The organism is Kitasatospora sp. NPDC091335 (genome assembly GCF_044757205.1).
Taxonomy (GTDB): Bacteria; Actinomycetota; Actinomycetes; order Streptomycetales; family Streptomycetaceae; genus Kitasatospora.
The window spans coordinates 192,753-211,759 of record NZ_JBIVUM010000005.1 but is presented as its reverse complement, the minus strand read 5'-3'; the positions used below and the strand labels follow the sequence as shown (position 1 = coordinate 211,759).

Annotated in this window: 15 protein-coding genes; 12 read left to right on the top strand and 3 right to left on the bottom strand. The window is 72.9% G+C overall.

Features of this window, described 5'->3' with window-relative positions; translation table 11 throughout:
- Window positions 1-21: 21 nt before the first annotated feature.
- From ACIQOW_RS14625 to ACIQOW_RS14615, 3 genes are all read right to left on the bottom strand, one after another.
- Window positions 22-705: a GNAT family N-acetyltransferase gene (locus ACIQOW_RS14625; RefSeq protein WP_401084063.1), complete on the bottom strand. Its 684-nt coding sequence runs from the start codon at window positions 703-705 to the stop codon at window positions 22-24.
- Between the two features lie 83 nt (window positions 706-788).
- Window positions 789-1,445, bottom strand: a complete 657-nt coding sequence (locus ACIQOW_RS14620; protein ID WP_401084061.1) for a TNT domain-containing protein — start codon at window positions 1,443-1,445, stop codon at window positions 789-791.
- Between the two features lie 229 nt (window positions 1,446-1,674).
- A complete protein-coding gene (locus ACIQOW_RS14615; RefSeq protein ID WP_401084059.1) occupies window positions 1,675-3,054 on the bottom strand; it encodes a geranylgeranyl reductase family protein in 1,380 nt (459 codons plus the stop codon).
- A 495-nt stretch (window positions 3,055-3,549) separates the two neighbouring features.
- Here ACIQOW_RS14615 and gap point away from each other — a divergent pair, with 495 nt between their 5' ends.
- The 12 genes from gap to ACIQOW_RS14555 all read left to right on the top strand — a co-directional run bounded on the left by gap (window position 3,550) and on the right by ACIQOW_RS14555 (window position 18,877).
- Entirely contained in the window at window positions 3,550-4,560 is a 1,011-nt protein-coding gene (gene gap, locus ACIQOW_RS14610; protein WP_401084057.1) for a type I glyceraldehyde-3-phosphate dehydrogenase, read from the top strand.
- Window positions 4,561-4,957: 397 nt separating this feature from the next.
- Window positions 4,958-6,154, top strand: a complete 1,197-nt coding sequence (penM, locus tag ACIQOW_RS14605) for a pentalenolactone synthase (RefSeq protein WP_401084055.1) — start codon at window positions 4,958-4,960, stop codon at window positions 6,152-6,154.
- A gap of 199 nt (window positions 6,155-6,353) precedes the next feature.
- Complete coding sequence (ptlH, locus tag ACIQOW_RS14600) at window positions 6,354-7,205, top strand: 1-deoxypentalenic acid 11-beta-hydroxylase (RefSeq protein WP_401084053.1); 852 nt, start codon at window positions 6,354-6,356, stop codon at window positions 7,203-7,205.
- Between the two features lie 60 nt (window positions 7,206-7,265).
- Window positions 7,266-8,720 (top strand): MFS transporter, encoded by a 1,455-nt coding sequence (locus tag ACIQOW_RS14595; RefSeq protein ID WP_401084052.1) that lies wholly within the window; start codon window positions 7,266-7,268, stop codon window positions 8,718-8,720.
- Between the two features lie 127 nt (window positions 8,721-8,847).
- Window positions 8,848-9,687 carry a 1-deoxy-11-beta-hydroxypentalenate dehydrogenase gene (gene ptlF, locus ACIQOW_RS14590; RefSeq protein WP_401084050.1) on the top strand — a complete coding sequence of 280 codons (840 nt, stop codon included), beginning with the start codon at window positions 8,848-8,850 and terminating at the stop codon, window positions 9,685-9,687.
- Window positions 9,684-11,438: a neopentalenolactone/pentalenolactone D synthase gene (gene ptlE, locus ACIQOW_RS14585; protein ID WP_401084515.1), complete on the top strand. Its 1,755-nt coding sequence runs from the start codon at window positions 9,684-9,686 to the stop codon at window positions 11,436-11,438. The genes ptlF and ptlE overlap by 4 nt, the downstream gene beginning before the upstream one ends.
- 35 nt (window positions 11,439-11,473) lie before the next feature.
- Window positions 11,474-12,373, top strand: coding sequence for a neopentalenolactone/pentalenolactone F synthase (ptlD, locus tag ACIQOW_RS14580; RefSeq protein WP_401084048.1), 900 nt, complete (start codon window positions 11,474-11,476; stop codon window positions 12,371-12,373).
- Window positions 12,374-12,407: 34 nt separating this feature from the next.
- Window positions 12,408-13,421, top strand: a complete 1,014-nt coding sequence (locus ACIQOW_RS14575) for a polyprenyl synthetase family protein (RefSeq protein WP_401084046.1) — start codon at window positions 12,408-12,410, stop codon at window positions 13,419-13,421.
- Window positions 13,422-13,543: 122 nt separating this feature from the next.
- Window positions 13,544-14,557 (top strand): pentalenene synthase, encoded by a 1,014-nt coding sequence (ptlA, locus tag ACIQOW_RS14570; RefSeq protein ID WP_401084044.1) that lies wholly within the window; start codon window positions 13,544-13,546, stop codon window positions 14,555-14,557.
- A 113-nt stretch (window positions 14,558-14,670) separates the two neighbouring features.
- Window positions 14,671-16,065, top strand: coding sequence for a pentalenene oxygenase (gene ptlI / locus ACIQOW_RS14565; protein WP_401084042.1), 1,395 nt, complete (start codon window positions 14,671-14,673; stop codon window positions 16,063-16,065).
- Window positions 16,062-17,060 carry a 4-hydroxy-3-methylbut-2-enyl diphosphate reductase gene (gene ispH, locus ACIQOW_RS14560; RefSeq protein WP_401084041.1) on the top strand — a complete coding sequence of 333 codons (999 nt, stop codon included), beginning with the start codon at window positions 16,062-16,064 and terminating at the stop codon, window positions 17,058-17,060. The genes ptlI and ispH overlap by 4 nt, the downstream gene beginning before the upstream one ends.
- Window positions 17,061-17,089: 29 nt before the next feature.
- Window positions 17,090-18,877 (top strand): 1-deoxy-D-xylulose-5-phosphate synthase, encoded by a 1,788-nt coding sequence (locus tag ACIQOW_RS14555; protein WP_401084039.1) that lies wholly within the window; start codon window positions 17,090-17,092, stop codon window positions 18,875-18,877.
- The last annotated feature ends 130 nt before the right edge of the window (window positions 18,878-19,007 follow it).

Genomic DNA, 19,007 nt, shown 5'->3' with positions numbered 1-19,007 from the left:
CCCACGGGCCGGGTCCGGCCCTCAGTCCGTGAACGGGCCCGAGGAGTCCGGGAACGGGCCCGAGGAGTCCGGGAACGGGCCCGAGGAGTCCGGGAACGGGCCCGAGGAGTCCGGGAACGGGCCCGAGGCCAGCCGGGCGTGCAGGTGCTCGTCCACGTAGTCGCCCCCGCCGTAGGTGTAGGAGCCGCGCAGGGTGCCCTCGTACGGGAAGCCGGCCCGCTCCGCGACCCGGCAGGAGTCCTCGTTGGCGACGGCGTGGTAGAGCTCGACGCGGCGGACGCCGGCCTGCTCCACGCCCCAGCGGGTGACGGCGGCGGCGGCCCTGGTGGCCAGGCCCCGGCCGCGAGCGGCGGCGAGCAGCCAGTAGCCGACCATGGCGATGCCGTCGTCCCGGTTGGTCCACCCCAGGTAGGCGTTGCCGCACAGGCTGCCGTCTGCGGCGTCGGTGACGGCGAAGGAGGCCGCGGTGCCGTCGGCCCAGTGCTCGTCGCAGCGGTCGAGGTAGGTCTCGGGGACGACCCGGCCGCCGGTGCCGAGCGGGCTCCAGCGGGCGACGGCCGGGTCGGCCGCGGCGGCGACCAGGGCGGGCACCACGCCGCCGGGCAGGTCGAGGGCGCGTCCCCACGGGCGCAGCAGGACGTCGCCGAGGTCGAGGACGGTGGGGCGGAAGACGCGTCGGTCGGTGCCGGCATCGCTGATGGTCATCCGGCCTTCCTATCCCCGGCCCCCAGGCGCCCGCCAGCGAATATCCGTGGCGGGCGCCTGGTGCGGCACCGGGCGGAGCCGGGTCAGATCCGGGACAGGTAGCCGTTCTCCACCAGCCAGAGCACGTTCAGCTTGGCCGGGCCGCCGGGCAGCAGGGCGCCGTCGAGCTGGTACTGGAGGCCCCAGCCGGGCTGGTTGAACCACGGCGCGATCGGGCCGGCGTGCACCGTGAAGGCCTTGACCACCTTGTAGTCGTGGTAGTTGCAGGCGGCCGGCGGGTTGCCGTCCAGGCTCTGCGGCGGGATGGCGCGGTTGGCGTAGGGCAGGCCCTCGGGGGCGAGGAAGGCGCCGTACTCGCTGCCGTAGCGGTCGATGTTCTGGTTCGGGTAGAGCGTGAGGTCGAACTCGATCGGGCTGCCGTCGGGCAGGGTGACGTAGCCGTCGGAGGGCGGGTATATCCAGCCGCCCTTGCCGCCGTTGCCGGCCGGGTCGTAGTACTGGCCCAGGAAGGCCTGGTCGCTCGCGCCGCCGGTGCGCTGGTAGCCGGCGAGCTGGCGGCCGACCGGTCCCGTGGTCGGGAGGTCCGCGGGGCCGAGGCGGGCGTCGTCGTGGCGGAAGGCGGCGGAGCACTGGTCGGAGGGGGTGGCCGCCGGGGCCGCGCTCGCGGCGGGGGCGCAGACGGCGGTGAGGGCGGCGGCCGCGGCAAGCGGCGCGACGAGCAGGCGAAGGCGAAGGCGCACGGTGTCTCCGTCGAACGGGTCAGCGGTCAGGGGAAGAGCCACGGAGGGGTGCTGTGCTCACCCTCTGTGGCTGGTTCGACACCAGGCAATCGGATCATCTGATCATTCGTCAACATGATCCATGCAACCGCATGTTCGACTCGTCGGATTCGGCCGTATCCGGGACGCCGGGACCGCCCACCCGTCAGGATGAACGGTCCGGTGCGCCTCGCCGCCTCCGGGGCGGGCGTCACTTCCCGGGGGCGACCCGCCCGAGCAGGTGGAGCAGCCGGTCCAGGGCGTCCTTGGAGTTCGGCTCGGTCAGGTTGACCATCAGCCGGAACGCCACCTTCAGCAGCGCCGGGTGGCCGAGCCCGGCGGCACCGGCCGCGCCGAGCAGCCGCGGCCGCCCCAGCAGGTCGGCGGCGAGGCGCCCGAGCGCGAAGTAGCCCGCGTAGGCGGAGCGCAGCGCCTGCGGATAGGCGCGCAGGGCGAGTTCGCGGCCGCGGTCGGTGCGGCGGGCGAGCGCCTGGACGATGGTCTCGGCGGCGTAGCGCCCGGACTCCATCGCGTAGGCGATGCCCTCACCGGTGCCAGGGCTGACCGTGCCGCCCGCGTCACCGACCAGCAGCAGGCCGTCGGCGTAGTGCGGCCGGCGGTTGAGGCCCATCGGCAGGGCGGCGCCGCGGATCGGCTCGGTGACCCCGTCGGGGGTGTAGCCGTACTCCGGCGGCAGGCCGTCGCACCAGCGGCGCAGCAGCTCCCGCCAGTCCACCTCGGTCCTGGCGGTGTCGAGGACCCCGAGGCCGACGTTGGCGGTGCCGTCGCCCATGCCGAACACCCAGGCGTAGCCGGGCAGCAGGCGCCCGGCCGGGTCGCCGGGGTCGCGCAGGTCGAGCCAGGCCTCCAGGTAGCGGTCCTCGTGGCGCGGGGTGGTGAAGTACGTCCGGTACGCGACGCCCATCGCCCGGTCGGTGCGGCGGTAGCGCTTCATCGCCACCGACAGCCGGGTGGAGTTGCCGTCGGCGGCGACCACGACCGGGGCCCGGTAGGTGACGGGCCGGCGCTCCTCCCCCAGCCTGGCGGTCACACCGGTGATCCGGCCGGTCCGCTCGTCCAGCAACGGGCCCGTCACATTGGCGCGTTCGACCAGCCTGGCCCCCACCGAGGCGGCCTTGCGGGCGAGCAGTTCGTCGAAGTCGGCGCGGCGCCGCACCAGCCCGTACCCGGGGTAGGCGGAGAGCTCGGGCCAGTCGAACTCCAGCGAGCGGCGCCCGGAGATCAGCCGCAGGCCCTGGTTGTGCAGCCAGCCGGCCTCCTCGGTGACGTCGATGCCGAGGTCGGTCAACTGCTTGACGGCACGCGGAGTGAGGCCGTCCCCGCAGACCTTCTCGCGCGGGAAGGCGGACTTCTCCAGCAGCAGGACGTCCAGCCCGGTCCGGGCGAGGTGGGCGGCGGCGGTGGAGCCGGCCGGCCCGGCGCCGACCACGATGACGTCGGCGCTCTCCCCGGTCCGCCGCTCACCGGTCCGCTGCTCACCGGTCCGCTGCTCACCGGTCCGCTGCTCCCGGGTCCGCCGCTCACCGGCCTCGACGGTCGGCTCCGGGACGGTCTGCTCTGGGCCGGGCATCGCACTCTCCCACGGGTCGGATCGGCTGTACACGCAACGGAGTCCTCGGACTGGGCGGTTCCGGACGGACGATAGAGAACCGCGGCGCCCGCCGCCGCCCCGACACGCAGACCACCGCCGCGAACCGGCCAATACCGGCCACGCCGGCCACGCCGGCCGCCCGGTCCCACCCGGTCTCGCCCGTCGGCCCCGGCGACGAACCGGCCGCACCACACACGTGCGACCGCGTCGGATCGCCCGGGACGCGGCCACCCGTCCACGGGGCGACGCCGGGGCGATTTTCTGACGGACCGTCACCATCGTGGCCTGGCAGGCCTTGAGCAGTTCGGCCCGGTCGGCCCGTCCGCGGGAGATCGATACCCCACGGGGGAAGGCCCGGTGTACCCGCCGGCGTAATCGGCGATATCCTTTTGCGTGACGAGTGGATCGCCGCCCAGGAGCGCGACACTCCGCGCAGCCAGTGCTGCGAGGCTCCCAACAATCAGGACGGGAATCATGACAATCACTGTGGGAATCAACGGCTTTGGCCGCATCGGCCGTAGCTTCTTCCGTGCCCTGCTCGCTTCCGACGCGGACATCCGGGTGGCCGCGGTCAACGACCTGACCAGCGCGCAGGCCCTGGCGAACCTCCTGAAGTACGACAGCGTGTACGGGCCGCTGCAGCAGCAGGTCGTGGCGGAGGGATCGTCGATCAGGGTCGGGGACACCGTGGTCGAGGTCCTCAGCGAGCGCGACCCGGCGCAGCTGCCCTGGCGCCGCCTCGGAGTCGACGTCGTCATCGAGTCGACCGGCGTGTTCAACGACGCCGCCAAGGCCCGGGCGCACATCGACGCCGGGGCCTCGAAGGTGGTCGTCTCCGCCGCGGCGAAGAACGCGGACCTCACCCTCGTCATGGGGGTCAACGACGACCTCTACGACCCCGAGCAGCACACCATCGTCTCCAACGCCTCGTGCACGACGAACTGTCTGGCCCCGATGGTCAAGGTGCTCGACGACGCGCTCGGCATCGAGGTCGGCACCATGACCACGATCCACGCCTACACCCAGGACCAGAACCTCCAGGACGGCCCGCACCCCGACGCCCGGCGCGCCCGTGCGGCCAACCTCAGCACCATCCCGACCACCACCAATGCCGCCAGCGCGATCGGCCTCGTGCTCCCGAACCTCCAGGGCAAGCTCGACGGGTTCTCGGTGCGGGTTCCCGTCCCCGTCGGCTCGCTGACCGACCTGACCGTCCGGGTGGGCCGCGAGACGACGGCCGAGGAGGTCAACTCGCTGTTCCGCAAGGCGGCCGACGGCGAGCTCGCGCGGATCCTGCGCTACACCGCGGACCCGGTCGTCTCGGCGGACATCGTCAGGGACCCGGCGTCCTGCATCCTCGACTCCCTGCTCACGCAGGTCATCGAGGGGCGCCACGTGCACGTCTTCGGCTGGTACGACAACGAGTGGGGCTTCTCCAACCGCCTGATCGACACGACCCTGCTGGTCGGGGGCGCGACGGCGTGACGCTCCGCTGAGCTCGGCACGGCGAGGAGCCGCGCGGGGCCGCAGCCCCGCGGTCGGCCGGGAACCACGGGGGCGGCGGGGCTCCCGTGCCCGCGGCCGTCTGTTTCCCGCCATCGGCGGGGCCGGCCCTCGCCGTGCCGACACCCGGGCAGAGCGGTGAACGGACCGCGCCGACTCGGCGCACCCGTCCGTCACTTCGCGTACGCATCGCCTTTGCCACCGAACGTCGCCGGTGGGGGATATCGGGATGGCACCGGCAATCCGGGCCAGGCCGACGATGCCGAAGAGATCCCGCCCACTTCTCCGGTCCCGGGCCGGACAAACCCGGTTGTCTCAACTGACGAGAATGACCGGGTAGGGCTTGACGGCCCATCGTGACGCAAGTGACCATGATTACATGACGGTACTTCCGCGATTACCATTCGATAACCCGTCCACTATCGGCATCGCGCCGCAGATGCGCGCACTGCAACAGGAGGGGCCGGTCGCCAGGGTGCGGACCGCCGGTGAAGACGCCTGGCTGGTCACCCGTTACAACGAGGTACGGAAGCTCCTCGCCGACCGCCGACTCCGTCTCAGCAACCCCAACCCCGAGCCGTCGGTCGAGAACACGGCCCGGAGCACCATGGTCGCCCTCATGGCCGGGGACGACCACAACACCGAGCCCGCCCGGCACGCGCAGATGCGCGACCTGCTCGTACCCCGGTTCTCCACCCGCCGAATGCGTCTGATGAAGACCCGGATCGAGCACCACGTGGACGAACTGCTCGACCGGCTGGCCGCCGGCGCCGCGCCGGTCGACCTGCACCGCGCGCTGTCCTTTCCGCTGCCGACCATGGTGGTCTGCGATCTGCTCGGCGTTCCGCTGGCCGACCGGGAACTCTTCGGACAATGGGCGCGAGGCACATTCGACCAGAGTGACGACCAGCACTCGGCGAACACCTTCCAACAGGTCGTCGGCTACATCACGGAACTGGTGGTACGAAAGCGGAAGGAGCCGGGCGACGACATCCTGTCCGAGCTCATCGCCGAGAACGGCGGCACGCTGTCCGATGCGTACATCGCGGACCTGGGCTGCGCGGTATTGCTGTTCGGCTACGAAACCACCATTGTCCGTATCGACCTGGGCACCCTGCTGCTGCTGCGCAATCCGGTCCAGCGCGCCATGCTGACCGAGAATCCGGGACTCGCGCCGGCCGCGGTCGAGGAGATCCTGCGCCTGGCCGTCGGCGGCAAGGGATCCAACGCGCTGATCCCCCGCTACGCGCACGGCGACATCACCGTCGGCGAGACCGTGATCCGGACCGGAGACGTGGTCCTGCTGGCCATCGGCGCGGCCAACTACGACAGCCGGGCGTTCCCCGACGGCGACGCGTTCGACCTGACCCGGGTCAAGCCCAAGTCGCACATGGCGTTCGGGCGCGGCGCCCGGCACTGCGTCGGCCGCACCCTGGCCCGGATCGAGCTGACCGCGGTGTTCGAGCGGCTGTTCCAGAAGCTGCCCGACCTGCGGCTCGCGGTACCCGAGGAGTCGCTGCGCTGGCAGGAGCACCGGATCACCGGCGGGTTCGACGAGATCCCCGTCACCTTCTGAGCGGCATCGCACGAGCGAGCGCACGGCCGTTCACCGTCACGGGCGGCACCCGCCGCAGGGCCGGACCGGCACCCGCCGGTCGCCTCCCGGCGGCGTGGCGGACCAGCGGGACCCGCGTGGCCGGACTCCCCCGGCCCGCCGCTCCACCGTGACCTGACGCTCCTTCCCCCATGCCCGGACGTCACGAGGACAAGGAACCATGACGGACACTTTCCGCCCCTACGTCGACTGCACGCCCCTGCTCGACGACCGTGAGGCCCTGGACCGGTTCTACGACGAGCACGGCTACGTCTACCTCCGCGGCGCCCTGGACCGCGAACTCGTGCGCACCGCCGCCGAGCAGATGCTCGGAGGCCTGATCGCACTCGGCCACGCCGCCCCCGGCACCACGCTCGACACCCTCACCATCGACTCCTACGAGGCGGTCGACGAGGTCGCGATGCACGACCACGTCAGGTACGACGACCTGTGGAACCACCCCTCGACCCTCAAGGTCTGGGAGAAGGTCTTCGGCGAGCCCGTCTTCGTCTTCAGGTCGACGACGATCCGCTACTACCCCTCCGCCCCCGACTCCGCGGAGCCGGACTTCCTGACGCCGCTGCACCAGGACGGCTTCTACATCGGCCCGAACAAGGACTTCCGCACCGCCTGGCTGCCGCTGCTCCCGACGCCCACCGGCACCGGCGGCGTCGCCGTCGCCGACGGGAGCCACCGGCAGGGCCCGCGCGAGCACGTCGTCACCGAGAACTTCCGCCGCTTCGGACACCCCGTGCGCGGCATCCCGGCGGAGGAGCTCGGCGCGGACGAGGAGTTGCTGATCTCGCCCATGGAACCGGGCGACGTGCTCCTCTTCCACGCCTTCATGTGTCACAAGTCCGTCCCCAACGTCTCGGTGGACCCGGCCGGCATGCGGATGTCGATGGACACCCGCATCCAGCCCGCGTCCTCGCACCGCGGGTTCAACGCCCTGACTCCCTGGCCGGAGTCCGCGAAGGACCACTCCAAGGGGATCATGTCGAAGATCACCGGCACCCCCACCACCACCGAGTGACGCGGGTGCTCCCGCACCCGCTCCGACCGTCCGTTCCACAGAAGCCCTGGTAGGCAGCACATGACGAATCGCGAGGGACTCCCCCCGCTGAAGGAGCCCGACGCGGCACCGAAGCCCCCGGCCGGCACGAAGCCGGCCGCCGCGGGGCTCGGTGGCATCGCCCTCGTGGTGGTGCTCACCGGATACGCCCTGTCCATCGTGGACGCGTCCATCGTCAACGTGGCGCTGACCCCGATCAGTGACGACCTCCACGGCGGCCCCGCCGCACTGGAGCTGGTGGTGTCCGGCTACGGCCTCACCTACGCCCTCGGCCTGGTGCTGGGCGGACGGCTGGGCGACGCCTTCGGCCGCCGGCGCCTGTACGCCTACGGGCTCGCGGCGTTCACCCTCACCTCGGCGCTGTGCGGACTCGCCCCGACCATCGAGTTCCTGGTCGTGGCCCGGCTGTTGCAGGGCGCCGCCGCCGCCATGCTCGTCCCCCAGGTGCTGGCGACGATCCAGGCCGCCACCGAGGGCCAGGCCCGCGCCCGCGCGATCGGCATGTACGGCGTGACCGCGGCCCTGGGCATGGTCGTCGGGCAGATCCTGGGCGGGTTGCTGGTCTCGCTGGACGTCGCCGGGATGGGCTGGCGGTCGGTCTTCGCGATCAACGTGCCGATCGGGGTGGCCGCGCTGCTGGCCGTCCGGCGCGTCCCCGCGACCAGGGCCGACACGAAGCCGGGCTTCGACCCGGTGGGCACCGTGCTGTTCGGTGTCACCATGCTCTGCGTCCTGACCCTGGTCGTGGCCGGCCCCGACCTGGGCTGGCCGCTGTGGCTGTGGTCGCTGCTCGCGGTCGCCGCGGCGGGCGCGCTGGCACTGGCCAGGACCGAACGCGGGCTGGAGGCGCGGGGCGGCTCACCACTGCTGTCCCCCTCGGTGCTGTCCCACCAGGGGATGCGCAGGGGGCTGGCGGCAGTGGTCCCGTTCTCGGCCGGCTTCGGCGCCTTCCTGTTCGTCTACGCGCTGATCGCGCAGGGGCACTTCGGCTTCGACGGGCTCGCCTCCGGCGGGGCGCTGGCACCGTTCGCCGTGGCGTTCTTCGCGGTGGCGATGTTCACCCCGAAGATCGCGGCGGCCCTGGGCGCCCGGATCGTCACCCTGGGCGCCCTCGTCCAGGCCCTGGGCCTGCTGCTGCTGGCGCTGGTGATCCGGGTGGGCTGGCCGCATCCCTCCCTGGTGCTCGTGCTCGTCGGGATCGCCCTCTTCGGCGCGGGCGCGGCACTGGTCGGCCCGACGCTGTTCCGGCTGATCCTCGCCGACGTACCGCCCGCGCAGGCCGGCATGGGCAGCGGTGTGCTGGTGACCAGCCAGCAGATGGCGACCGCGCTGGGCGCGACCGTCGGCGGGACCCTCTACATCTCCCTGGCCGACTGGCTGTCGACGGTGTCCGCGGCCGTGCTCGTCCTCGGTCTGCTGACGTGCCTCTCGGTGACCGTCCTCGTGATCAGCCTGAAGCTCCCCGACCCCCGCTGACGTCCACCCCCTTCGAACGGCGCGACCTGATCCAGACCTTCTCGTTGGCAACGGCGCGCCGTTCTTCGGCGTGCCCGCGCACAGAAGCGGAGACAGCCAAGTGCAGTTACGGACAAGGACAGCCGTGGTGACCGGCGCGGCCAGCGGCATCGGCCTCGCCCTCAGCGCCCGCTTCGCGCGGGCCGGCGCCGACGTGGTCATGGCGGACGTCGCGGGCGACGCCCTGCACCGCCGGGCCGCCGAACTCGCCGCCCAGGGCGCCCGGGTCACCGCGGTGACCGCCGACCTGACCGACCCGGACGCCGTCGAACGGCTCGCGGACACGGCGTTCGGCCTGCTCGGCGACATCGACGTGGTGTGCAACAACGCCGGGGCCCTCGGCCCCGTCGGTCAACCCCTGTGGGAGGTGCCGCTGGAGCGGATGCGCCAGGTCTTCGAGGTGAACCACTGGGCGCACGTCCTGGTGGCCCGCGCCTTCGTCCCCCGGCTGCTGGAGCGCGGCCGGCCCGCCCACCTGATCCACACCGCCTCGATGTCCGCCTTCGTCGTCGGCGCCGGCAGCGCCGCCTACGCCGCCTCCAAGCACGCCGACCTCGCCGTCGCCCGCAGTCTGCGCGCCGATCTGCGGGGCACCGGAGTGCGGGTGTCCGTGCTCTGTCCCGGCCGGGTCGACACCCCCATGGTCCAGGGCCTGACGGCCCCGCGCGGCGCGGGCGGAGACACCTCGGTGAGCGCCGAGGACGTCGCCGAACTCGTCTGGGAGGCCCTCGACTCCGACCGCTTCTACCTCTTCAGCAACTCCGACTCCCCCCTGCGGCTGCGCGACCAGTTCGACGACGTCTGGCGTCATGTTTCCCATCCGCCCCCTTCCCCCGAGGAGGAACTGTGGCCCGCACCGACAGCGACGACCGCAACGACAGTGACGACCGCACCGACGGAACACCGGCCATCGACCTGGAGGCGGTGAGGGAGAAGTACCGGCAGGAACGGGACAAGCGCAACGTCGGCCGCACCTACCAGTTCGCCCGCGGTGACTTCGGCCGCTACGCGCGGGACCCGTACACCGAGCGGCGGGAGCGCGAGCCGCTCACCGACGAGGTGGACGTCGCCGTCGTCGGCGCCGGCATCGGCGGCCTGCTGGCCGGCGCCCACCTGCGCACGGAGAGTGGCCTGGAGCGCATCCGGCTGATCGACGAGGCCGGCGACGTCGGCGGCACCTGGTACTGGAACCGCTTCCCCGGCGTCCGGTGCGACGTCGAGAGCTACATCTACATGCCGCTGCTCGAAGAGGTCGGCACGACGCCCACCGAGAAGTACTCCACCGGGCCCGAGATCTTCGCCCACCTCCAGCGGATCGCCCACAAGTACGACCTCTACCGCGACGCCCTCTTCCAGACCTCCGTCACCGGGCTGCGCTGGGACGAGGCCGCCGGGAGGTGGCTGGTGAGCACCGACCGCGGGGACCTGATCCGGGCCCGGTACGTGGCCATGTCGATCGGTCTGATGCACCGCCCCAAGCTCCCCGGGCTGCCGGGCCTGGAGACGTTCGCCGGGCACGCCTTCCACGCCGGCCGCTGGGACTTCGACTACACCGGCGGCGACAGCACGGGCGGGCTGACCGGGCTGAAGGACAAGAGGGTCGGCGTCATCGGCACCGGCTCGACGACCATCCAGCTCGCTCCGCACCTCGCCGAGTGGGCCGAGCAGCTCGTCCTCTTCCAGCGCACCCCGGCCACCGTCGACGTCCGCGGCAACCGGCCCACCCCGGCCGGCTGGGCGGACGGCCTCGAACCGGGCTGGCAGCAGCGCCGGATGGAGAACTTCCACGCGCTGACCTCCGGCGTCCCGCAGGACGAGGACCTGGTCCAGGACCGCTGGACCCAGACCACGGCCAAGCTGGCCGCGGCGATCCTGCCCACCGGCGACACCGGGGGCGATCCCAGGGAGCGGGCACTCGCGGCCGAACGCGCGGACTTCCTCAAGATGGAGGAGCTGCGCGCCCGCATCGACAGCGTCGTCACCGACCCGGCGACCGCCGCCGCCCTCAAGCCGTACTACCGCGTGTACTGCAAGCGGCCCTGTTTCCACGACGGATACCTCCAGACCTTCAACCGGCCCAACGTGACCCTGGTCGACACCCAGGGGCAGGGCGTGGAACGGCTCACCCCGGCCGGAGTGGTCGCGAACGGCCGGGAGTACCCGGTCGACTGCCTGGTCTTCGCCACCGGCTACGAGCACGAGTTCGCCGTCCCGTACACCGACCGCGCGGGCTACGACATCGTCGGCCGCGGCGGCGTGAAGCTGTCCGAGAAGTGGGCGGACGGGGCGCGCACCCTGCACGGACTCCAGGTGAACGGCTTCCCCAACTGCTTCGTCCTGTCCAAGATCCAGGCCGGCCGGCACGTCAACATCGCCTACATGCTGGGCGAGCAGACCCGGCACCTCGCGCACATCGTCAAGTGCGTGGAGGAGCGCGGCCACCGGGTCGTGGAGGCCTCCGAGACCGGCGAGAAGGAATGGGTCGAGGAGATCCTCCGGCTCGCCTCCAGCGACCTCGGCTTCCTGGAGAGCTGCACGCCGGGCCTCTACAACAACGAGGGCGACCCGGGCGGCATGCCGCTGCTCAACTCCAGCTACGGCGGCGGCTCGGTGGAGTTCGTGAACATCCTCAGGCGCTGGCGCGAGGCGGGCGACCTCGCCGGCCTCGACCTGCGCTGACCACCCCCATCCCCCTGCGAAAGGCGGCAACACCCATGGACGTCACGCCCATACCCGGCGCCGCTCTCGGCGCCGTCGTACACGGCGCCCAGGTCACCGGAGACATGGACAGAACCCAGCTGGAGGAGCTCCGGGCAGCCGTCGACGCGCACCTCGTCCTCGTCCTGCGCGGCCACCGGACCCCCTCCCACGAGGAGTTCCTGGCCTTCGGCCGCCGCTTCGGGCACATCCCGAAGACCGGTCTGACCAGCGGCGCCCACCCCGACCACAACGAGATCCTGATCGTCTCCAACCTGGTGGAGGACGGCCGCAGGATCGGTGTCGGCGACGCCGAGTGGATGGACTGGCACACCGACTACTCCTTCCGCCCCCGGGTCTCCCAGGTCGGCTTCCTGGAGGCCCTGGAAGTGCCGTCCTCCGGCGGCGGCGAGACCCTCTTCACCGACATGTACGCCCTGTACGAGTCGCTCCCGCCCGAGGAGCGCCGGCGCCTGCACTCCTACCGGGTCCGCCACGCCCTGCGCACCGGGTACGAGGAGACCATCGAGGAGGAGCTCCAGGGCGAGGTGTCGCTCGGCGAGAGCACCGGACGGATCCAGCCCGAGGACGGCACCTCCACCGTCCACCCGCTGATCGCCCGCAACCCGCGCACCGGCCGCCAGTCGGTCTACGTCAGCACGCTGAACACCAAGCGGATCGTGGACCTCGCCCCCGACGACAGCCGCAGGCTGCTCGACGAACTGCTGTCGCACGCGGGCAGGCCGCAGTACACCTACGCCCACACCTGGCAGCCCGGGGACATCGTCGTGTGGGACCAGCTCGGCACCATCCACGCCAAGCAGGCCTTCGACCCGGCCGAACGGCGCATCATGCGCCAGGTCGTCAGCATCTTCGACGACCCGACCGCCCCCTGGCGCGCGAAGGTCGCCCCGTGAACGGGCGCGGCGGTCCCGTCGTCGGGAGGCACTCATGAGCGGCGCACCCGCCTGCCTCGGCCACAGCCGGGCCACGATCACCCCGGCGCTGCGCGCCGCCGTCGACCGGCTCGACCGGCACTCGCGCCACCAGGCGGCCTACCACTTCGGCTGGATCACCGCCGAAGGCCTGCCCGCCGACGCCGACGCCGGCAAGGCCGTACGGCCCGCGCTCGCGCTGCTGTCGGCCGAGGCGGTGGGCGCGCCGGCGGCGGTGGCCCTGCCCGGCGCCGTCGCCGTGGAGCTGGTGCACAACTTCTCGCTGGTGCACGACGACCTGATGGACGGCGACGAGGAGCGCCGCCACCGGCGCACGGTGTGGAAGCTGTGGGGGCCCTCCAGTGCCATCCTGACCGGTGACGCGATGCTGGCGCTGGCCCAGGAGGTGCTGCTGGACACCGGGCTGCCGACGGCGGCGCCCGCCGCCCGGCTGCTGGCGCGCACCACCCGGCACCTGATCCGCGGCCAGGTCCAGGACCTGTCCTTCGAACAGCGCTCGCACGTCACGGTGGCGGAGTGCGTCGACATGGCCGCCGGCAAGACCGGCGCGCTGCTCTCGGCGAGCGCCGCGATCGGCGCCGTCCTCGCCGGGGCACCGGAGGCGACGGTGGACGCGCTGGCGCTCTACGGCGACCAGGTCGGCCTCGCCTTCCAGCTCGTCGACGACGTCCTCGGCATCTGGGGCGACCCGGCCGTCACCGGCAAGTCGGTCCACTCCGATCTGCGCTCCCGCAAGAAGTCCCTGCCGGTGAGCCACGCCCTGAACCAGGACGGCCCGCTCAACGACGAGCTGGCCGCCTGGCTCGCCGCCCCCGGCGACCCCGAGGAGGAGGAACTGCGGCGCGTGGCCGGCCTGATCGAGGAGGCCGGCGGCCGGGCCTGGGCGCTCGCCGAGGCCGCCCGCCGACTGTCGCTGGCCGAGGACGCGCTGCGCGGTGCCGAGCTGGACGCCCGCGCCCGGGACGAACTCCTCGCGCTCGGACGGTTCGTCGTCGACCGCGAGGTGTGAGACCCGGCCCGCCCCGTACCCGTACGCCCCGTTCCGCCTCCCCGCTCCCGGATCAGCGCAGCACCCCCGCCAGGGCACCGCCATGCCCGCTGCCCTCCACCACCCACTTCCGAGGACTACCCATGCCCCAGGACGTCGATTTCCACATACCCCTGCCGGGCCGACAGAGCCCGGATCACGCACGGGCCGACGCCGAGCAGCTCGCCTGGCCGCGGTCGCTCGGGCTGATCAACTCCGAGGAGGCCGCCACCCGTCATCTGCGGGGCGGCTACGCCGACCTGGCCTCCCGCTTCTATCCGCACGCCACCGGCGACGACCTGGATCTCGGCGTCGACCTGATGTCGTGGTTCTTCCTCTTCGACGACCTCTTCGACGGGCCGCGCGGCGAGAGTCCCGAGGAGAGCAAACAGCTCACCGACGCGGTCGCGGCGGCGCTGGACGGCCCCCTGCCCGACACCGCGCCGCCGATCGCCCACGGCTTCGCCGACATCTGGCGGCGCACCAGCGAGGGCATGACCCCCGCCTGGTGCGCGCGCAGCTCCCGGCACTGGCGCAACTACTTCACCGGCTACGTCGACGAGGCGCTGAGCCGCTCCGGGAACACTCCGTACGACTCCGCGGCCCAGTACCTGGCGGTGCGCCGGCAGACCATCGGGGTGCAGCCGACGGTCGACCTCGCCGAGCGCGCGGGCCGCTTCGAGGTGCCGCACCGGGTCTTCGACAGCGCCGTGCTCTCCGCCGTGCTCCAGATCGCCGTCGATGTCAATCTGCTGCTCAACGACATCGCCTCGCTGGAGAAGGAGGAGGCCCGCGGCGAGCAGAACAACATGGTCATGATCCTGCGCCGGGAGCACGGCTGGTCCAAGGACCGCAGCATCGCCCACATCCAGGGCGAGGTGCGCGCCCGTCTGGAGCAGTACCTGCTGCTGGAGTCCTGCCTGTCGCGGGTCTGCGACATCTACCGGCTCGACGGGGCCGAGCGCGAGGCAGTGGAGCGCTACCGCCACGACGCCGTGCGCACCGTGATCCGCGGCTCCTACGACTGGCACCGCTCCTCGGGCCGCTACGACGCCGAGTTCGCGCTCGCCGCCGGCGCACAGGGCTACCTGGAGGAGCTCGGCAGCAGCACCCACTAGTGCCGCGCGCACGCCGGCCACCCGCACCCGCGCCCGACCGTCGCGGCGGCACCGCTGCCAACGGACCGGAGCACCTGTCAACAGACCAGTACAGACGGGAAGTTGGAAACCGAATGACCGAGCAGAGCACGTTCACGGCGGGAGCGGCGCCCGGGGCGCTCCCCGTCGTGGGACACGCCGTCCAGATGATGCGTCACCCGGTGAACTTCATGACCTCGCTGTCGGCCCACGGCGATCTGGTCGAGATCAGGATCGGCCCCACCACGGCCTACGTTCCGACCCACCCCGAACTGCTGCGGCACGTCCTGACCAACGACCGCCTCTTCGACAAGGGCGGCGTCTTCTACGACCGCGCCCGGGACATCGCCGGCAACGGGCTGGTCACCTGCCCGTTCGCCGACCACCGCCGCCAGCGCCGGCTGATGCAGTCGGCGTTCACCCGCGGCCAGCTGAAGCGGTACGCCGAGGCCATGCACGCCGAGATCGAGCACACCGCGTCGCGCTGGCAGGACGGCATGGTCGTCGACGCGTTCCAGGAGATGTACGGCATGGCGCTGCGCACGGTCGGCCGCACCCTGTACTCCACACCCGTCAGCCCCGAGCTGGCGGCGAAGGTGGAACGGTCCTTCGACGTCGTGCTCAACGGGCTGTTCCGGCAGATGTTCCTGCCGGCCGCGATCCGCCGGCTGCCGCTGCCCTCCCAGCGCCGCTACAAGAGCAACCTGGCCTTCCTGCACGAGACCACCCAGCAGCTCATCGACGACTACCGCAGCTCCGACACCGAGCGCGACGACCTGCTCGCCGCCCTGATCGCCTCCCGCGACGACGACGGCGGCCGGCTCGGCGACCGGGAGATCCACGACCAGGTCATCACCGTCATGGCGGCCGGCACCGAGACCGTCGCCGGCACCCTCACCTGGGTCTTCTACCTCCTCTCCCGGCACCCGGAGATCGAGGCCGCGCTCTACGACGAGATCGACACCGTCCTGGACGGCCGCGCCCCCCGGTGGGACGACCTGCCGAGCCTCTCCCTGACCGACCGGATCATCTCCGAGACGCTGCGGCTGCACCCGCCGGCCTGGCTGTTCACCCGCCGCACCGCCGCCCCGACCGAACTCGCGGGCCGCCGGCTGCCCACCGGCTCCACCGTCGTCTTCAGCCCCGCCGCCGTCGCCCAGTACGAGGAGGCCTTCGACAACCCCACGGAGTTCGACCCCGACCGCTGGCTCCCGGACCGCATCGCGCCGGCCGCCCGCCACGCCTACGTGCCGTTCGGCACCGGCGCCCGCAAGTGCATCGGCGACCTCTACGCGCGCACCGAGGCCGCCCTGGGGCTCGCCACCATCCTCGGCCGCTGGCGGGTCACCTGCGAGCCCGGCATGGACATCCGCCCGGTCCCGCTGGCCACCGTCTACCACCCGCGCCGGCTGCGCCTGCGGCTGGACGCCCGCACCCCGCACCGGACGGCCTCCGCCGTCCCCGCGCCGGCCGGGGGTGACGCGGCATGAGCGGGGGGAGCGTCGTCCTGGCCCAGCCGCGCGGCTTCTGCGCGGGCGTGCGGCGCGCCATCGGCATCGTCGAGCGGGCGCTGGACCTGTACGGGGCGCCGGTGTACGTGCGCAAGGAGATCGTGCACAACCACCACATCGTCTCGGAGCTGGAGAAGCGCGGCGCGGTCTTCGTCGACAGCGAGGAGGAGGTCCCGCACGGCGCGGTCTGCGTCTTCTCCGCGCACGGCGTCTCCCCCGGAGTGCGCTCCGCCGCCGCCGGCCGGCAGCTCGACGTCATCGACGCCACCTGCCCGCTGGTCTCCAAGGTCCACCAGGAGGCGGTGCGCTTCGCCCGCGACGGCCGCACCGTCCTGCTCGTCGGGCACGAGGGCCACGAGGAGGTCGAGGGCGTCGTCGGCGAGGCCCCGGACCGGATCGTCGTCATCGAGACCGAGGACGACGTACGGCGCCTCGGCCTGCCCGACGACGCCCCGGTCGCCGTGCTCACCCAGACCACCCTCTCGTTCGACGAGACCGAGCGCGTCGTCGAGGCCCTGCGCGCCCGCTTCACCGACCTGATCTCCCCCGGCGACGACATCTGCTACGCCAGCCAGAACCGGCAGAACGCCGTCAAGGACCTCGCCCGCGACCACGACCTGGTCCTGATCGTCGGCTCGCACAACTCCAGCAACTCGCTGCGCATGGTCGAGGTGGCCCGCGACCACGGCGCCGCCGCCCATCTGGTGCCCGACGAGCACCACCTCAGGGCGGCCTGGCTGGAAGGCGTGTCGTCGGTCGGAGTCAGCGCCGGGGCCAGTGCCCCCGAGGTCCTCGTCGACGGGCTCGTCGCCCGGCTCGCCGCACTCGGCTTCGACGGGGCCGAGCTCCAGCGGGGCATCGCCGAGGACGTCGTGTTCTCCATGCCGGGACGGCTGGCCGACCCGGTCACCGGCCGCGTCCCGCGGACACCGCTGGCCGGCGAGATCTCCCCCGCACCCGGTGGGGTGCGATGAATCCGCCACCGGAGAAGGAGGGCCGTGCCATGCCACGCCTGGAGGAGATCCGGGGGCCGGAGGACCTGCGCGCCCTGTCCCCGGCCGCGGCCCGCGCGCTGGCACCGCAGATCCGGCGGCTGCTGGTCGACACCTGCACCGCCAACGGCGGCCACCTCGGTCCCAACCTCGGGGTCGTCGAACTGTCCATCGCCCTGCACCGGGTCTTCGACTCCCCCCGCGACCGGATCCTCTGGGACACCGGCCACCAGGCCTACGTCCACAAGATCCTCACCGGCCGCACCGCGGCCCTCGCCACGCTCCGCCGCACCGACGGCCTGTCGGGCTACCCCAGCCGCGCCGAGTCGGAGCACGACGTCATCGAGAACTCGCACGCCTCGACCTCGCTGTCCTGGGCGGACGGCCTCGCCCGCGCCAACGCCCTGCTCGGGCGCGGCGACCGCGCCGTGGTCGCCGTGCTCGGCGACGGCGCGCTCACCGGGGGCATGGCCTGGGAGGCCCTCAACAACATCGCGGCCGCCCCCGAACGCCCCGTCGTCATGGTCCTCAACGACAACGGCCGCTCCTACGCCCCCACCGCGGGCGCCGTCGCCGGACACCTCGCCGAGCTGCGCGCGGGCGACGCCCCGCAGACCCTGTTCGAGAGCCTGGGACTCCGCTACGTCGGCCCGGTGGACGGCCACGACATCGAGGCCGTGGAGGCGGCGCTGCGCGAGGCCGTCGCCCTGCGCCGGCCCGTGGTGGTGCACTGCGTCACCGAGAAGGGCCGCGGCCACCTCCCCGCCGAACAGGACGACACCGACCGCTTCCACGCCGTGCGCGCCGTCTCCGCCCGCGCCCCGGGGGGCACCCCCAGCTGGACCTCCGTGTTCGGCGGCGAGCTGGCCGAACTCGCCGCCGACCGGCCGGACGTGGTCGCCGTCACCGCGGCCATGCTCGACCCGACCGGGCTCGGCGACTTCGCCCGCCGCCACCCCGAGCGCGTCATCGACGTCGGCATCGCCGAACAGCACGCCGTGACCGCCGCCGCGGGACTGGCCCTCGGCGGGCTGCACCCGGTCGTCGCGCTGTACTCCACCTTCCTCAACCGGGCCTTCGACCAGCTCCTGATGGACGTGGCCCTGCACCGCGCCCCGGTCACCTTCGTCCTGGACCGGGCCGGGGTGACCGGCGACGACGGCCCCTCCCACAACGGCATGTGGGACCTGTCGCTGCTGAACCTGGTGCCCGGCCTGCGGCTGGCCGCCCCGCGCGACGCCGCCACCCTGCGCCGCGCCCTGCGGGAGGCGGTGGCCTGCGACGACGGCCCCACCGCCCTGCGCTTCCCGAAGGGCTCCAGCGGAGCGGACATCCCGGCCGTGGAGGTCCGCGCCGGACTGGACGTCCTGCACCGCGGCGAGCGTCCGGACATCCTCCTGGTCGCCGTCGGCGCGATGGCCGCCACCTGCCTCGACGCCGCCGGGCTGCTGGCCGAACGGGGCGTCGGCGTCACCGTCGTGGACCCCCGCTGGATCAAGCCGGTACCGCCAGGACTGACCGCGCTCGCCACCGGCCACCTGCTGGTCGCCACGGTCGAGGACAGCGGCCGGGTGGGCGGCGCGGGGGCGAGCGTCGCCCAGGCGCTGAGCGACGCCGGGTCGGACCTGCCGGTGCACGTCTTCGGCATCCCGCAGCGCTTCCTGGAGCACGGCTCGCGGGCCGACCTCCTGGAGGCCGGCGGCCTCACCCCCCGCCGGCTCGCCCACGCGCTGCTGGAGGCCCTGCCCTCCGGGTGGCAGACCCGTCGGTCAGCCGCCGTCTCCCTGGCCGTCGGCTGACACCGGGCGCCCCGACGGGCGGTCGGCGGGGCCGCGCCCGCTCCCGCCCCGGCGCCCCTCTCCCCCGCTTCCGCGGCCCGCAACAGCACCCAGCCATCCGCCACAGCCCGGTCCGCCAGGACCGGCCGAC

Excerpts from the sequence above, each read along its gene's own strand:
- gap (WP_401084057.1), top strand. The coding sequence starts at position 3,550 with ATGACAATCACTGTGGGAATCAACGGCTTTGGCCGCATCGGCCGTAGC.
- ptlD (WP_401084048.1), top strand. The coding sequence starts at position 11,474 with ATGGACGTCACGCCCATACCCGGCGCCGCTCTCGGCGCCGTCGTACAC.
- ptlH (WP_401084053.1), top strand. The coding sequence starts at position 6,354 with ATGACGGACACTTTCCGCCCCTACGTCGACTGCACGCCCCTGCTCGAC.
- ACIQOW_RS14555 (WP_401084039.1), top strand. The coding sequence starts at position 17,090 with ATGCCACGCCTGGAGGAGATCCGGGGGCCGGAGGACCTGCGCGCCCTG.
- ptlI (WP_401084042.1), top strand. The coding sequence starts at position 14,671 with ATGACCGAGCAGAGCACGTTCACGGCGGGAGCGGCGCCCGGGGCGCTC.
- penM (WP_401084055.1), top strand. The coding sequence starts at position 4,958 with ATGACGGTACTTCCGCGATTACCATTCGATAACCCGTCCACTATCGGC.
- ispH (WP_401084041.1), top strand. The coding sequence starts at position 16,062 with ATGAGCGGGGGGAGCGTCGTCCTGGCCCAGCCGCGCGGCTTCTGCGCG.
- ACIQOW_RS14575 (WP_401084046.1), top strand. The coding sequence starts at position 12,408 with ATGAGCGGCGCACCCGCCTGCCTCGGCCACAGCCGGGCCACGATCACC.
- ptlA (WP_401084044.1), top strand. The coding sequence starts at position 13,544 with ATGCCCCAGGACGTCGATTTCCACATACCCCTGCCGGGCCGACAGAGC.
- ACIQOW_RS14595 (WP_401084052.1), top strand. The coding sequence starts at position 7,266 with ATGACGAATCGCGAGGGACTCCCCCCGCTGAAGGAGCCCGACGCGGCA.
- ACIQOW_RS14615 (WP_401084059.1), bottom strand. The coding sequence starts at position 3,054 with ATGCCCGGCCCAGAGCAGACCGTCCCGGAGCCGACCGTCGAGGCCGGT.
- ACIQOW_RS14625 (WP_401084063.1), bottom strand. The coding sequence starts at position 705 with ATGACCATCAGCGATGCCGGCACCGACCGACGCGTCTTCCGCCCCACC.